The sequence below is a fragment of the Candidatus Dadabacteria bacterium genome, assembly GCA_026708565.1.
Lineage (GTDB): Bacteria > Desulfobacterota_D > UBA1144 > Nemesobacterales > Mycalebacteriaceae > Mycalebacterium.
In genome coordinates this window covers 1-13,142 of the sequence record JAPOUR010000040.1, presented here as the reverse complement: position 1 = coordinate 13,142, position 13,142 = coordinate 1, and the positions used below count along the sequence as shown (strand labels likewise).

Sequence of the window (13,142 nt, the reverse complement as noted above, 5' to 3'; positions counted from 1 at the left end):
TGTAGGGGTGGCGAGTCCAATTGGACTAACGATTTTGGCACAGGCTTTGGTAGCTCCATAGGTATTACTACGGGCATATCCAAAATCGGCGGTCTTCCCGTTAGAGGGGAACTGGAATACATCTACAGCAACAACAAGTTCAACGAAAAAATTGCCCCCGACTTCGGGGGGGCAAAAGCCCCGGAGTTTGACCCTGAACTCGGCGGACAACTTTACGGGGAGTTGGGAAGTGTTGCTTCTCACAATGTTTTTGCCAACCTGTATTACGACCTTGAACTTGAAGGTTCAAGTTTTACCCCCTATGTGGGACTGGGAGTAGGGTGGTCAAGAACAAACTTTGACATGGTTCATTTTTTCCAGAGGAACAGATCCGATGATGAACCTGCCCCGTCCGGGAGCACCGGGCATCCGGCGACCAGAAATCTGGATGCTGACGGCAATTGTACCCCTGTCGCCACCGATGACTGCGTTGTTGAGACTCTGGAAGGCGTTATCAGTTACGCGAACGACACGCACGATGATTCCACCTTCGGGCTTCAATTCCTGCTTGGGTTTGACTACCCGCTGTCCGACAGGATTTCTGCGGGTGTGAAACTTCGCTGGGCTTACTTCGGGGATATTGAAGGCGACAACAAGAAGTGGGACACGCTCAGAAGCCACGAATCAACCGTTGCTCCTGACGCGGAAAACATTGATGAAACGCTTGGAAGAAGCAACATTGTTACCTACAAGACCACGCTTGAGAACAAGCAGGTATGGGGCGCGGCGTTCAGTCTGAAATACAAGTTCTTCTAATCCACGCCTACGGAGTCAAGGCAACAAACAGGCGCGGGAGCACACGCAATGCTCCCGCGCCTGTTTTGCTGTTTAACGCAAAGGAATCAGGCGGACTCTTTGACAACCTTCAAAAACTGCTCTCCGTATTTGTCAAGTTTTGCGTGTCCGACTCCGGAAATGAAAGACATTTGCACCAAATCGGCGGGCTTTTCCTTTGCCATCGCGGCAAGGGTTGAATCGTGGAAAACCACATACGGCGGCACGTTCTGCTCTTTTGCAATGCGGGAGCGCAACTCGCGCAGTTTGTGAAAAAGCGGCATATCCCCTTCGCTTATATCCGCCTTTGAGACGCGCGGGGGCTTCTTTGCTTTTGCGGGGCTAACTTTCCGTTCCGGCATTTTGCGGAAACTTATGCTCTCTTTTCCGCGCATTACCGCGCCGCCTTTCTCCGTCAGGCGGAGGCCGCCGTAGCCGTCCGTTTTGACGGCAAGCGCGCCCGCGGCGACAAGTTGCCTTATGACCGACCGCCACTCCATGGCATCAATCTCCGTTCCCACTCCGTAAACCTTCAGTTTGTCATGGTGAAAACTCTTTATCCTTTCGGTGTCCTTGCCGAGCAGCACATCTATCAGGTAGTGAACGCCAAACATCTCCCCCGTGCGGTAAACGCACGCGAGCGCCTTTTGCGCGGCAACCGTTCCGTCCCATGTTTCGGGCGGATTCAGGCAGTTGTCGCAGTTGCCGCACGATTTGCCGTATTCTTCGCCAAAGTATCCGAGAAGCGACCGCCGCCTGCATCCGGCGGTTTCACAAAGCCCCAGCAGAGAGTTGATTTTTGAGCGTTCCACCCTTTTGAAACTTTCATCGGCCTCCGAGTTGTCAACCATCTGAATCTGCATCATCAAATCCTGCAACCCGTAACTCATCCATGCGCTCGCGGGCAGGCCGTCCCGCCCGGCGCGCCCGGTTTCCTGATAGTAGGATTCAATGTTTTTCGGCAGATTGAGGTGAGCCACAAAACGGACATCGGGCTTGTCTATTCCCATCCCGAAAGCGACGGTCGCCACAACAATCACTCCCTCCTCGCGCAGGAAACGGTTGTGATTTTTCTCTCTTTCCTCCTTTGTCATTCCGGCGTGATAGGGAATTGCGTCAAGTTTCTTTGAAGAAAGCCACTCTGCGGTCTTTTCAACCCCCTTGCGCGACATGCAATAGACAATCCCGCTTTCAGAGGGGTGTTTTTCCTCAATAAAATCAAGCAGCGCCCGCCTCGCGTCCGGGCGCTCGCTTATCATGTAGCGGATGTTCGGGCGGTCGTAGCCGACTATGTGCATTTCGGCGTTCCGCAAGCCCAGCTGTCCGGCAATCTCACGCCGGGTCATCTCGTCTGCGGTGGCGGTAAGGGCAACGCGCGGCACGGAGGGAAACCTTTCGGCGAGAACTGACAACTCCAGATATTCGGGACGGAAATCATGCCCCCAGCGCGAGACGCAATGCGCCTCGTCAATGGCGAACAGCGCGACTTCAATGTTGGCAAGGGTTTCAAGCATTCCGCCGCCAATCAATCCCTCCGGAGCCACATAAAGCAGGTCAAGTTTTCCGGCGACCAGAGCGTCTTCCGTGTTGCGGCGTTGGGAATACGACATGCTTGAATTCAGAAACGCCGCCGCGACCCCGTATTGGCGCAGGGCGTCAACCTGATCTTTCATAAGGGCGATAAGGGGAGACACCACAACCCCCGTTCCGGAGCGCGCGATTGACGGTATCTGATAGCAAAGCGACTTGCCTCCGCCCGTGGGCATAACGGCAATTGCGTCTCCGCCGTCAATCAGCGTCTGGACAATCTCCCCCTGATGAGGGCGGAAGTCCGCAAAGCCGAAAGTCCCGCGCAATATCTCAAGGGCCTTCCCGCGACCGGCGGACTGTTTCTTCCGGCTGGTTTGTGGCACGGGGCGATTTTAACCGCTTTTTACGCGCCGGTGGAAAAACTGCGCGGCTTTGCATTAGAATAGGAAAATGCCGCGCCTGAACCGCTTTGAGATAGACATCTTCAACAACATCCTTACCGCGATAGCGGAGGAGATGGGCAAACTTCTTACCCGCTCGGCGCTGTCGGCAAATATCAAGGAGCGGCGCGACCACTCGTGCGCCATATTCAACGCCGGGGGCGAGATGATAGCGCAGGCGGCTCACATTCCCGTGCATCTGGGCTCAATGTCGTTTTCAGTCGCCGCGGTTCTTGACGAGAAAGAGTTCCGTGACGGAGACGTATTCATCCTGAACGACCCTTTCAGGGGCGGCACTCACCTGCCCGACATAACTTGCGTGCGCGCGGTGTTTGTGGGCGGAAAGCCGGGTTTTTATCTTGCCGTCCGCGCCCACCATGCGGATGTCGGCGGCAAAACGCCCGGCTCAATGCCGCTTTCCTCCTCGGTGGAAGAGGAGGGGGTTGTGATTCCTCCGACCCTGATTGCGCGGGGCGGCGGGATTGACCGCCGCCTGATTGACAAAATCACCTCCGGCATGAGAAACAGGCGGGAGAGGCTTGGAGACCTGAGCGCCCAGATTGCGGCTCTTGAGGCGGGCGGCAAGCGGCTCGCGCAGACGGTTGAGAAATACTCCGCCGCCGACATCGGCGGGGCGGCCGATATGCTTCTTGACTACGGCGAGGCGATAATGCGGGACACCATCAGACGGATTCCCGATGGCAGCTACCTGTTTACAGACTATTTGGACGATGACGGTCTCGGAACGGAAAACATTCCCGTCAGGGCGCGTGTAACGATAGACGGCGATGCGGCGGAGGTTGATTTGTCGGGAAGTTCGCCGCCCGTCAAGGGTTGCCTGAACGCCCCTTTCAGCGTTGCCGTGTCTGCGGTTTTGTATGTTTTCCAGTGTCTCGCCCCGGATGACATACCGCTCAACTCCGGCCCCCTTCGGGCGATACGGATACTTGCGGATGAGCCCTCCATACTGAACGCCCGCTATCCGAGCGCCGTGGCCGGGGGCAATGTGGAAACCTCACAGCGCATTGCGGACGCCGTTTTCGGCGCGTTGCGGGAGGCGATTCCCGAAAGGATACAGGCGGCGGGGGCGGGAACGATGAACAACCTTACCTTCGGCGGCGAGGGGTTTGTCTGTTACGAAACCATCGGCGGCGGCATGGGGGCAAGAAGCGGTATTGACGGGGTCTCCGCCGTGCAGACGCACATGACCAACACACTTAACACACCCGTTGAGGCTCTTGAAAGGGAGTTTCCCGTCCGCATTGAGTTTTACTCCATAAGAGAGAATTCCGGCGGGGCGGGAAGGTTTCGGGGCGGAAGCGGTATTGTGAGGCAATACAGGTTTCTTGAGCCTGCAACCGTCTGTCTTATAACGGACAGGCGAAAACACAGCCCCGGCGGGGCGTGCGGCGGCGGAGACGGCGGGCGCGGGAGAAACCTGCTGATTCGGGGCGGAGAGCAAACCGAACTTGCGGGCAAGCACAGTTTTGAAGCCCGGCGGGGAGACATACTTTCAATAGAAACCCCCGGCGGCGGCGGTTGGGGAAGGCCGTGAGACAGGCCGCCGCAATAGCCGCCTTTTTTTTTGCGGGCGGGTGCGTGTTTGCCCATGTCCCCGCAGACATTAACGATGCCTGCTCCATACTCATAAACAAGCGGGGCTGGTATGGGGATGTTCTGAGGACGGAAAAGCGGTGGGGCGTTCCAATGTCGGTAACTCTCGCATTTGTGCGCCACGAATCAAGTTTCAAGAAAAAGGCGAAGCAGCCGCGCAGAAAAATCCTGCGGTTTATCCCGTGGAAACGGGTCTCGTCCGCATCGGGATACGCTCAGGCGATCAACAAGACCTGGGAGCAGTATTTGAGGGAAACGCAAAAGGGCGGTTTTATGACGCGGCGGTCGGACTTCAAGGACGCAACCGATTTTATCGGCTGGTATAACAGCAAGAGCGCGCGTCTGCTCAAGATAAAGAAGGATGACGCCTACAAACTTTATCTCGCCTACCATGAGGGATGGGGGGGCTACCGTAGGGGGACTTACAAAGATAAACAGTGGCTAATCAAGGTCGCCCGTAGGGTGGAGAAGACGGAAAAAACCTACCGGCGGCAGATAAGCGGTTGCCGCAGGCATCTTAGAACCAAACGGCTCGGCATATTTTAGCGGTTTCTTATGACAGCCCTTCCTCATCCGCAGACTTCTCAACAATGCCGGGGGGAAGGGATTTTGAAGTTTTCGCGCCGAGTTGTTTCATTTTTTCCGCCCTGCCGATGAGGTTGCCCCTTCCCGTTGAAAGAGACTTGTAGGCGTCGTCAAAATTGTTTCCGACAGTCTCAAGTTGTCTTTTCACGGTGTCCATCTTGTCAACAAACCCCGCAAATTTGTCATACAATTTGCCCGCCTCCTCGGCAATCTCCTGGGCGTTTCTGTTCCGGTCCTCCATCCGCCACAGGCTGTGAACCGTCCGCAGAACCGCAAGAAGCGTTGAGGGGCACACAAGCACAATGTTTCTGTCCAGCGCCTTTTGGAATATGCCCTCGCTTTCGTTGACTGTGAGGATATATGCGGACTCAATCGGAACGAACAAAAGCACATAGTTCAGCGAGCGGATTCCGGGAAGATTCTGATAGTTCTTTTCGCCAAGCTCCTTTATATGGGATTCAACAGACCTGATGTGGCTTTTGAGAAACTCCGCCTTTTCCGCCTCGCTCCCGGATGAGCAGTACCCGTCATAAGCGACCAGAGAGACTTTTGAGTCAATCACAATGTCCTTGTCGTCCGGAAGGCGGACAAGAACATCAAGGACGCGCCGTCCTCCTTCGCCGGTCATGGTTTCCTGAACCTCATACTCTCTGCCCTTTCTCAGTCCTGATCTCTCAAGGGTTCTCTCAAGCACCAGTTCGCCCCAGTTGCCCCGTTGCTTGGAATCGCCCTTGAGGGCTTTTGTAAGGTTCTGCGCCTCGGCCCCGATGGTTTTGTTAAGGTCTTTGAGCCCTTCAATCTGGCTTTTCAATTCGCCGAATTTGCCCGCGAAGCCCTCGCCGGTTTTGGCGAATTTGTCTTTGAAATCCCGTATGTCGTTTTTGAGAGGGCTTAAAATGGTCTCAAGCCCTTTCTGATTCTGTTTGGCAAATTTCTCGCTACTGGCGTCAAAAATCCTGTTGCCCACATTCTCAAACGCTGTTTTGAGATTGCTCTCGGCTTCTTTCCATGCGGCGCGTTCCCTTTCAAACCCCTCGCGCTCTTTTTTCAGTTCGGTCTCAAGTTCGGCAACCTTTATTCCGTCCGCTCTTCCCCGCTCCGCCTCTTCTTTGACCTTCCGAAGTTCCGACTCAAGCGCCTTGTTGCTCTTTGCCGTATCGGAAACCCTGCCGTAAGCCCAAACGGCAACCCCCGCAGCAACCACGGCAATTATGCCAAATACAAACTCCATACCTGTTATTATATCGCTTTCCCGACAATGGACGAAAAAACCTGTTTTATTGCGCTCACGCTGATCAAGGGGCTCGGCAATGTCCTCATAAGCCGTTTGACGGGAGAGTGCGGCTCGGCGGAGAATGTTTTCAAGGCGGCGAAGACCGCGGGAACATTGTCCGGAATTGACGGCGTTGGCGCGGACACTGAGAATCTTGTCAGGAATTTCTCGGAGTGGGGAAGGGCGGAGAGGGAGGTTTCCGAGGCGCGTAAAAGGGGTTTTGACATCCTGACACTCGCCGCCCCCGGCTACCCGCAGAGACTTAAAAACGTCCACTCCGCTCCGGCCATCCTGTATGTGTCAGGGGAAATACGGGAAAGCGACTCGCTTGCCGTGGCAATCGTGGGCTCGCGCTACGCGAACAAATACGGCAGGGAATCCGCAAGAAAACTGTCTTACGAACTTGCCGAGGCGGGCGTTTGTGTGGTGAGCGGGATGGCGCGCGGTGTGGATTCCGCGGCGCACAAGGCGGCGGTTGACGCGGGCGGGCGCACAATCGCGGTTCTCGGCAGCGGTCTTGATGTGATTTATCCGCCGGAGAACCATGAACTGTATGAAAGCATCTCAAAAAACGGCGCGGTCATCTCGGCGTTTCCGCTCCGAACCGTTCCGGACAAAACCCATTTCCCGGAACGCAATGCGGTCATAAGCGGCCTCTCCCTCGGAACTGTGGTGGTGCAGGCGGCAAGGAAAAGCGGGGCGCTCATAACGGCAAAACTGGCTCTTGAGCAGAACAGGGATGTTTTCGCCGTGCCCGGAAGGATTAACGAGCCCATAAGCGAGGGAGCCAACAGTCTCATCAAACAGGGCGCGATACTGGTGGAAAGCGCCGATGACATAATAAGCGGGATAAGGGAACTCAAAGACCTTCAAACCGCCGCGCGGACAAAACAGCAACAGCGGACGGCGGAGGAAAAGATTGCCTCGCTGCCGAGGGAGAAACGGAAACTGCTCTCCCTGATAAGAGAGAAACCCCTTCACATTGACGAGATAACGGAGCAGTCCGGTGAAACGGTGGCTTCAATCTCCGCGCTTATTCTTGAACTTGAGATAGAAGGGCTTGTGGAAAACTCCGAAGGCGGAATGTATCAGGCAAAGATTTGAGGGACTTGACTTGTGATGTGTATGATTTGACGATTTATACACATTATTTCTCCCAGCCGAACCCTTCCATGCACTTTACGAATTCTTCATCCTGTTTTTCTTTTTTGCCGCCGAGAAATCCGCTCAGAAATCCCGCGACTGCGCCCGCGATTTCGCCGCCCTCAATGCCCGCCTCGTCCATCAAATCCTGAAGCGCGCTTCCGGTTTCCTTCAATGTTTGCCTCTTTTCGGCTATTTCCATTTCCTCTTCAGGGGTCAATTCCCTGTCGCCCGCCCTTGCATCGCATATTGCGGACGCCACATCCCAGTCGGAAGTCGCTTTGCCGGCATCCTGAGGCGGCCGCCATGAGGTTTGTTTGTAAATACCGCCTGCGCATCCCGCAATGAACACAACGCAAACGGACAAAACTACTAAATTGCGCACGGTCTTTCCCGCTGTGGCGGAATGCTTAAAACAGTCCGGCTATGGAGTTTGCCAACTGTTCGGCAAAGTCCCGCCGAACGTCTTCAAACACAATCAGTTTGCCTTTCGCCTTGCCGATAACTCTGGTCCGGTAACTCTTCCACCGGCTTGTTTCCGAATAGGTTTGGGTTTCCCTGCGTCCGTAGGAACTTTCCGACCCCCCTCTGTTGTCGCCAAGGTCTGATTCGTGCTCCAGCCCCTGAGAGGATGACATCGCGGAAGAGCCTTCAATCTTCACCTCTCCCGAAGCCCGCTCCTTCAACTGAATATCAACCACAAGCGAAAAGTATTTTATCCACTGCTTGGCGGCAAGCCTTTTGTCGCGTTCGCGCTGGCTCAACGCCTGTCCTATCGCGCCGACCGCTCCGCCCACCACGCCGCCGACTATTGTCTCTCCGGTAATATCGCCCTCTCCAAGCAACGCTCCGGCTCCCGCTCCAAGCCCGGCTCCCACCAGAAGCCCGGCGGCGGTTCTGGTTAAGCTGAATCCGTATTTAGTCTCGTCAATTTTGGCGAGTTCCGCGGCGGAAACCTCATCGGCGAACAGCAGGTTTGCCTGTAAAACGTATGTGGCGCTGCTCGCATTCCGGGTCAATTTGTATCCGAGCGAGCGCAGTTTTTGGATGACAACTCCCTGAAGGTCAATGTCTTTTCCCGAAGTGTTGCGGATGCGGACATAAACCGAGGGGTTGTCCACTTCAGGCGGGTTAAGGAATATGCTGTCCGCCATGCGGACGCGTATATACTCCAGCGAGGGCTCTTTCGGTATTCCTATTTCAGGGCGAACCTTAACGCCGGTTGATGTCTGTTTGCCGGAAGCCGCATCGGACGGGTTGAACTTGGGCCCGCACCCGGCGGCCAGCAGGGAGAGCAACAGCACAAGCGCTCCCGCGCCTCTGGTTAAAAATGGAATGGAATGACCAAGACCGCGCATTTTATTACCTCTTCTTCGGGAAGACGCCGGTGTGATACACATCATCCTCCGTTGATTTGTCTCAACAGTAACAAGGGAATAAGGGACTTTCAAGGCCGGTTTGCGGTTGCGTGCAAATACCTTACAAGGGATTGACCCACCGCAGTCCGGGAAACCTGCTGAAGTCCTCATCGTTGGAATGAACCTCCGCCTGATACTCCATTGCAACGGCGGCTATGTGCGCATCGGTTACGAGGTTTGCGCCAACACCTGCGGCATCCAGATTTTGCCGGAGATATTCCAAATGCCTAACGCCCGGATTAACAGGGATGATATGAGCGTATTGAAACCACGACTTCACAAAATCAACCGCCGCCGGAGCGGACATGGGGGGCGTAACCACTTTGGGGTTTGTCATCAATCTCACAAATCCGTTCACCACCACCCACGGCAGGCCGACCCGCCTGTCGCCGTTAACCGTGTCTTCCCACCAGCGTCTGGCTTTTGCATGGTTTGCCACCCCGCTGTTGTATGCGTAAACAAGCAGGTTGATGTCCGGCACTATCATTTGGCGTGTTTTTTCACGAATTCAGCCGCTTCCAACTCATCGTTCAATTGATTGATTTTCCGCCGGTTTATTCCGGAGGCAAACCCGCCGTTGTGGGGGACGACTCTGAACTTGGGCGGGCGCGCCCTTTTTGCGCCGGGAGACATGCCCCTGCGCACCGCCTCATTCACCACTTGCTTGAACGGCTTGTTGCGAAGAAGGCTTTCCTTTTGCAGGTATTCCGCCACATCTTCATCCAATGTGAGTGTTGTTCTCATGCGGGCATCATACTGTTTTGATGTGTTGATGTCAAGCCGCCCGCCCCCTTCGCGGTTACAAAAAAAGCGCCGCTTGAACACGGCGCTTTTTTGTTTTCGTCCAATCCGTCAAATCAGACATCGTAGTAAAGGATAAATTCCTGCGGAACGGGTCTCAGCCGGACGGGGTTGACCTCGTTTTCCATCTTGTAATCTATCCATGTTCTGAGCAGGTCTTCGTCAAACACTCCGCCCCTGAGAAGGAAATCATGGTCTTTCTCAAGAGACTTGAGGGCCTCCTCAAGCGATGCGGGGACTGACGGCACGCCCTTCAGTTCCTCCGGCCCGAGGGCGTATATGTCTCTGTCAAGCGGGTCTCCGGGGTTGATCTTGTTCTCAATCCCGTCAAGCCCCGCCATGAGCATGGCGGAGAAGGTCAGGTAGCCGTTGCAGGACGGGTCGGGGAATCTGCATTCAAGCCGCTTTGCTTTGGGGCTCGGTGAATACATCGGTATCCTGACCGCCGCGCTTCTGTTTCTTGCCGAATACGCAAGGTTTACCGGGGCTTCAAATCCCGGAACAAGCCGCCTGTAGGAGTTGGTTGTTGAGTTGCTGAAAGCGCAAATGGCGCGGGCGTGCTTGAGTATGCCGCCTATGTAGTGCATGGCGGTTTCGCTCATTCCCGCATACCCGTTTCCGGCAAACAGCGGTTTGCCCTTTTTCCACAATGACTGGTGAACATGCATTCCCGAACCGTTGTCGCTGAACAGGGGCTTGGGCATAAAGGTTACGCTTTTGCCATGCTTGCGCGCCACATTGCGGCAGATGTATTTATACCACATCATCTGGTCGCCCATGCTGAGCAGGGAGGCGAATTTCATGTCTATTTCCGCCTGTCCGCCGGTCGCCACTTCGTGATGGTGCGCCTCAACCACTATGCCGAGGCTCTCCATTACGGAGACCATCTCCGAGCGCAAGTCATGATGCAGGTCCGCCGGGGGGGTGGGGAAGTATCCCTCTTTGTGCCTCAGTTTGTATCCGAGGTTGGGGAAGTCATCGCTTCCCGAATTCCAGATGCCTTCATCCGAGTCAACAAAATAGTAGCCGGAATTCGCCGTCTGGTCGTAGCGGATTTCGTCAAGAATGAAAAACTCAAGTTCCGGGCCGAAATACGCGACATCCGCAATGCCGGTGCTTTTCATATACGCCTCGGCTTTGGACGCTATGGTTCTGGGGTCGCGCGAATACGGCTCTTTGGTGATGGGGTCCATTATGTTGCAGAGGGCGACAACCGTGGGCATCTCCATAAACGGGTCAAGTTTTACCGTTTCGGGGTCGGGCATCATAAGCATATCGCTTGCGTTGATTGCCTTCCATCCCCTGATGCTTGAGCCGTCAAAGCCCATGCCCTCTTCAAACACCGATGCGTCAATCCCGCTGACGGGGAAGGTTACGTGCTGCCACATGCCCACAAAGTCAAGAAAACGGAAGTCAACAAACTTCGCCTTGCTGTCCTTTATAAAGTTTACCGCCTTTGCAACCGCCGCCTTGCTTGGGGCCGAGCCCGCTTTGCGTGCGGGGGCTTTGGATGATTTCTTTCTTACGGCCATTTCTTCCTCCTGTGCCGGTTTTTTTGCGCGCCTGTTTATATGGCGTCTTCGCCGACCTCGCCGGTTCTGATGCGAACCGCATTCTCAACGGGGACGATGAATATCTTTCCGTCTCCGGCTTTGCCGGTTCTGGTGCTTTGCTGAATAACTTCCACTATCTGCGGAACAAGGTCGTCCGTGGCAACCACTTCAACTTTCACTTTGGGCAGAAAATCTATTACATACTCCGCTCCGCGGTAGATTTCCGCATGCCCCTTCTGCCTGCCGAATCCCTTTACCTCGCTTACGGTCATGCCCTGTATGCCGATTTCCTGAAGACCTTCTTTCAAGTCCTCAAGTTTGAACGGTTTGATGATGGCTTCCACTTTTTTCATTTTTACCGGAATTCCGCCTTGATAGCGGGCATACACTACATAAAACCCGCAAACAGGTCAAAAACCCGCCGGATGCCGATTATAATAAGCCGGTGAAGGGAATCAAATTAGGTTACCGGTTCAAAAACACGGCTTTATTGGAAGCCGCGCTCACCCATCCGTCTCACAGGAATGAGAACGGCGGCGGGATTGACAATCAGCGTCTTGAGTTTCTCGGAGACGCGGTTGTCGGATGCGTGGCGGCAGATGTTCTGGGGCGGCGCTTTCCCGACTCCGCCGAGGGCGAACTGTCCGTAAGGAAAAGCTCCGCGGTGAGCGGCGGAAATCTCGCTCTTTATGCGAAGAACCTCGGTCTGGGCGAATGTCTTCTGCTTGGCAAAGGCGAGGAGAAAGAGGGCAGGGAGAGGGAGTCAAACCTTGCGGATGCGTTTGAGGCGGTTGCGGGGGCGGTGTTTCTGGACGGCGGCTACGAGGCGGCGCGCGCTTTTGTTTCGGGGCATCTTCTTTCAAACATAACGATTTGGAGCGAGTCGCGCGATTACAAGTCCGCGTTGCAGAGGCTGTTTCACAAAAGGTTCGGCTCTCTTCCCGTTTACAGCACGGGGGAGACGGGCCCCGGGCACAAAAGGTATTTTTTCAGCGAAGTGGGAGACGGCTCCGGGGTTTTCGGCAGAGGGCAGGGGGGCAGCAAGAAAGAAGCCGAACAGCGGGCCGCAAAAGAGGCGCTGGAAAATTTATAGGGCGGCGGGAGAGCCGCTTTGCTACCATCCGAAGGTTATGCCGCCGCGGACGCCGAACTGTTCGCCGCTGGTCGCCCACCCCGCGCCGGTGTTGATTAAAACATTCTCATGCAATCTCCAGCCCAGGGTCAAAGCCGTTGCGAATTCCTCGTTGTAACTGGCGGCTCCAAAAGACATGTTAATCCTTTTGCCCGGCACGGACTGCGCCTGCATGGCCATTGCCATGGCAACGCCGGCTGAAAGGTCTTTGTTCTGCTGGTCCACACGTTTCCTCAGGCCGGAAATATCGTTTTCCAGTTCACTCACGCGCCGCCCTGCGTCCAAAGCGTCAAAGGGCAGAGTGCCCAGTATCACCGAGCCGTCCTGGTTGGTATCCTGCACTACAATCCGGCGGTCTGCGGCCGAATTCGGCGCATGGCTTCCCGCTCCCGTTACCGGCGCCCGCCGGTAGCCGCCGTTTCCTTCAATGTCGCCGTTGGTGTCGCGGCCCGCCGCATTGTCCGCCGCGCTGCGCAAAGTTCCCCGCTGCACGCGCCCGACCACGCTGTTTGCCGCCGGGGCGATGGCGTTGCCGCCGGGGTCTCCAATGTCGCGTGCGGGGTCGCCGTATAACGCGAAGACAATTGCGTCGGCGATTGAGCCGCTCTCCGCTTCATTTACAATAATCATTCTGACGGCCCTTTCTTGCAGTCCGGTGCCGGAGTTGAGGCTTGAGACAATAACTTGGTTTATCCGCGAGTGCAGGCTACCCATGTCGTTGGGAATGTCGCGGTAAGAGCCTATTGCCGTATTGGCCGCATTGATGTCATCGCGCAGTCTGCCAAGGTCAAAAATGCCGATTTGCACATCGCCGATGGAGGAATTGCCTATGCGAACCTG

At 55.4% G+C, this 13,142-nt stretch carries 14 protein-coding genes; 5 read left to right on the top strand and 9 right to left on the bottom strand.

What is annotated here, in order from left to right; translation table 11 throughout:
* Positions 1-795: hypothetical protein (locus OXF42_05230; GenBank protein MCY4047493.1), on the top strand; the 795-nt coding region annotated here is incomplete at its 5' end.
* Positions 796-881: 86 nt separating this feature from the next.
* On the opposite strand, the gene recQ is transcribed toward OXF42_05230, so the two are convergent.
* The gene (gene recQ / locus OXF42_05225) at positions 882-2,726 is read right to left on the bottom strand and encodes a DNA helicase RecQ (protein ID MCY4047492.1); all 1,845 of its coding nucleotides are present in this window, start codon (positions 2,724-2,726) and stop codon (positions 882-884) included.
* 67 nt (positions 2,727-2,793) lie between these two features.
* On the opposite strand from recQ, the gene OXF42_05220 reads away from it, so the two are divergent.
* Both OXF42_05220 and OXF42_05215 read left to right on the top strand, forming a co-directional pair.
* On the top strand, positions 2,794-4,338 hold the full coding sequence (locus OXF42_05220; protein MCY4047491.1) for a hydantoinase B/oxoprolinase family protein: 1,545 nt from the start codon (positions 2,794-2,796) through the stop codon (positions 4,336-4,338).
* Positions 4,335-4,943, top strand: a complete 609-nt coding sequence (locus OXF42_05215; protein MCY4047490.1) for a hypothetical protein — start codon at positions 4,335-4,337, stop codon at positions 4,941-4,943. The genes OXF42_05220 and OXF42_05215 overlap by 4 nt, the downstream gene beginning before the upstream one ends.
* A gap of 7 nt (positions 4,944-4,950) precedes the next feature.
* Here OXF42_05215 and OXF42_05210 read toward each other — a convergent pair whose 3' ends face one another.
* Positions 4,951-6,213 carry a DNA recombination protein RmuC gene (locus OXF42_05210; GenBank protein MCY4047489.1) on the bottom strand — a complete coding sequence of 421 codons (1,263 nt, stop codon included), beginning with the start codon at positions 6,211-6,213 and terminating at the stop codon, positions 4,951-4,953.
* Positions 6,214-6,240: 27 nt separating this feature from the next.
* On the opposite strand from OXF42_05210, the gene dprA reads away from it, so the two are divergent.
* Positions 6,241-7,359, top strand: coding sequence for a DNA-processing protein DprA (gene dprA / locus OXF42_05205; GenBank protein ID MCY4047488.1), 1,119 nt, complete (start codon positions 6,241-6,243; stop codon positions 7,357-7,359).
* Positions 7,360-7,402: 43 nt separating this feature from the next.
* On the opposite strand, the gene OXF42_05200 is transcribed toward dprA, so the two are convergent.
* The 6 genes from OXF42_05200 to OXF42_05175 form a co-directional block, all read right to left on the bottom strand.
* Positions 7,403-7,783: a hypothetical protein gene (locus tag OXF42_05200; GenBank protein ID MCY4047487.1), complete on the bottom strand. Its 381-nt coding sequence runs from the start codon at positions 7,781-7,783 to the stop codon at positions 7,403-7,405.
* A gap of 25 nt (positions 7,784-7,808) precedes the next feature.
* Positions 7,809-8,756 carry a complement resistance protein TraT gene (traT, locus tag OXF42_05195; GenBank protein MCY4047486.1) on the bottom strand — a complete coding sequence of 316 codons (948 nt, stop codon included), beginning with the start codon at positions 8,754-8,756 and terminating at the stop codon, positions 7,809-7,811.
* A gap of 121 nt (positions 8,757-8,877) precedes the next feature.
* Positions 8,878-9,303, bottom strand: coding sequence for a type II toxin-antitoxin system VapC family toxin (locus tag OXF42_05190; protein MCY4047485.1), 426 nt, complete (start codon positions 9,301-9,303; stop codon positions 8,878-8,880).
* The gene (locus OXF42_05185) at positions 9,300-9,560 is read right to left on the bottom strand and encodes an antitoxin (protein ID MCY4047484.1); all 261 of its coding nucleotides are present in this window, start codon (positions 9,558-9,560) and stop codon (positions 9,300-9,302) included. Before OXF42_05185 ends, OXF42_05190 begins: the two co-directional genes overlap by 4 nt.
* Before the next feature lie 113 nt (positions 9,561-9,673).
* A complete protein-coding gene (gene glnA, locus OXF42_05180; GenBank protein MCY4047483.1) occupies positions 9,674-11,149 on the bottom strand; it encodes a type I glutamate--ammonia ligase in 1,476 nt (491 codons plus the stop codon).
* Between the two features lie 35 nt (positions 11,150-11,184).
* Complete coding sequence (locus OXF42_05175) at positions 11,185-11,523, bottom strand: P-II family nitrogen regulator (protein MCY4047482.1); 339 nt, start codon at positions 11,521-11,523, stop codon at positions 11,185-11,187.
* Between the two features lie 92 nt (positions 11,524-11,615).
* On the opposite strand from OXF42_05175, the gene rnc reads away from it, so the two are divergent.
* Positions 11,616-12,263 (top strand): ribonuclease III, encoded by a 648-nt coding sequence (gene rnc / locus OXF42_05170; GenBank protein ID MCY4047481.1) that lies wholly within the window; start codon positions 11,616-11,618, stop codon positions 12,261-12,263.
* Positions 12,264-12,284: 21 nt separating this feature from the next.
* Here rnc and OXF42_05165 read toward each other — a convergent pair.
* A partial coding sequence (locus OXF42_05165) for a YadA-like family protein (GenBank protein MCY4047480.1) occupies positions 12,285-13,142 on the bottom strand: 858 nt, incomplete at its 5' end.

Coding starts and splice junctions, on each gene's coding strand:
- OXF42_05185 (MCY4047484.1), bottom strand. CDS start 9,560: ATGAGAACAACACTCACATTGGATGAAGATGTGGCGGAATACCTGCAA.
- OXF42_05190 (MCY4047485.1), bottom strand. CDS start 9,303: ATGATAGTGCCGGACATCAACCTGCTTGTTTACGCATACAACAGCGGG.
- glnA (MCY4047483.1), bottom strand. CDS start 11,149: ATGGCCGTAAGAAAGAAATCATCCAAAGCCCCCGCACGCAAAGCGGGC.
- dprA (MCY4047488.1), top strand. CDS start 6,241: ATGGACGAAAAAACCTGTTTTATTGCGCTCACGCTGATCAAGGGGCTC.
- OXF42_05220 (MCY4047491.1), top strand. CDS start 2,794: ATGCCGCGCCTGAACCGCTTTGAGATAGACATCTTCAACAACATCCTT.
- traT (MCY4047486.1), bottom strand. CDS start 8,756: ATGCGCGGTCTTGGTCATTCCATTCCATTTTTAACCAGAGGCGCGGGA.
- OXF42_05210 (MCY4047489.1), bottom strand. CDS start 6,213: ATGGAGTTTGTATTTGGCATAATTGCCGTGGTTGCTGCGGGGGTTGCC.
- OXF42_05175 (MCY4047482.1), bottom strand. CDS start 11,523: ATGAAAAAAGTGGAAGCCATCATCAAACCGTTCAAACTTGAGGACTTG.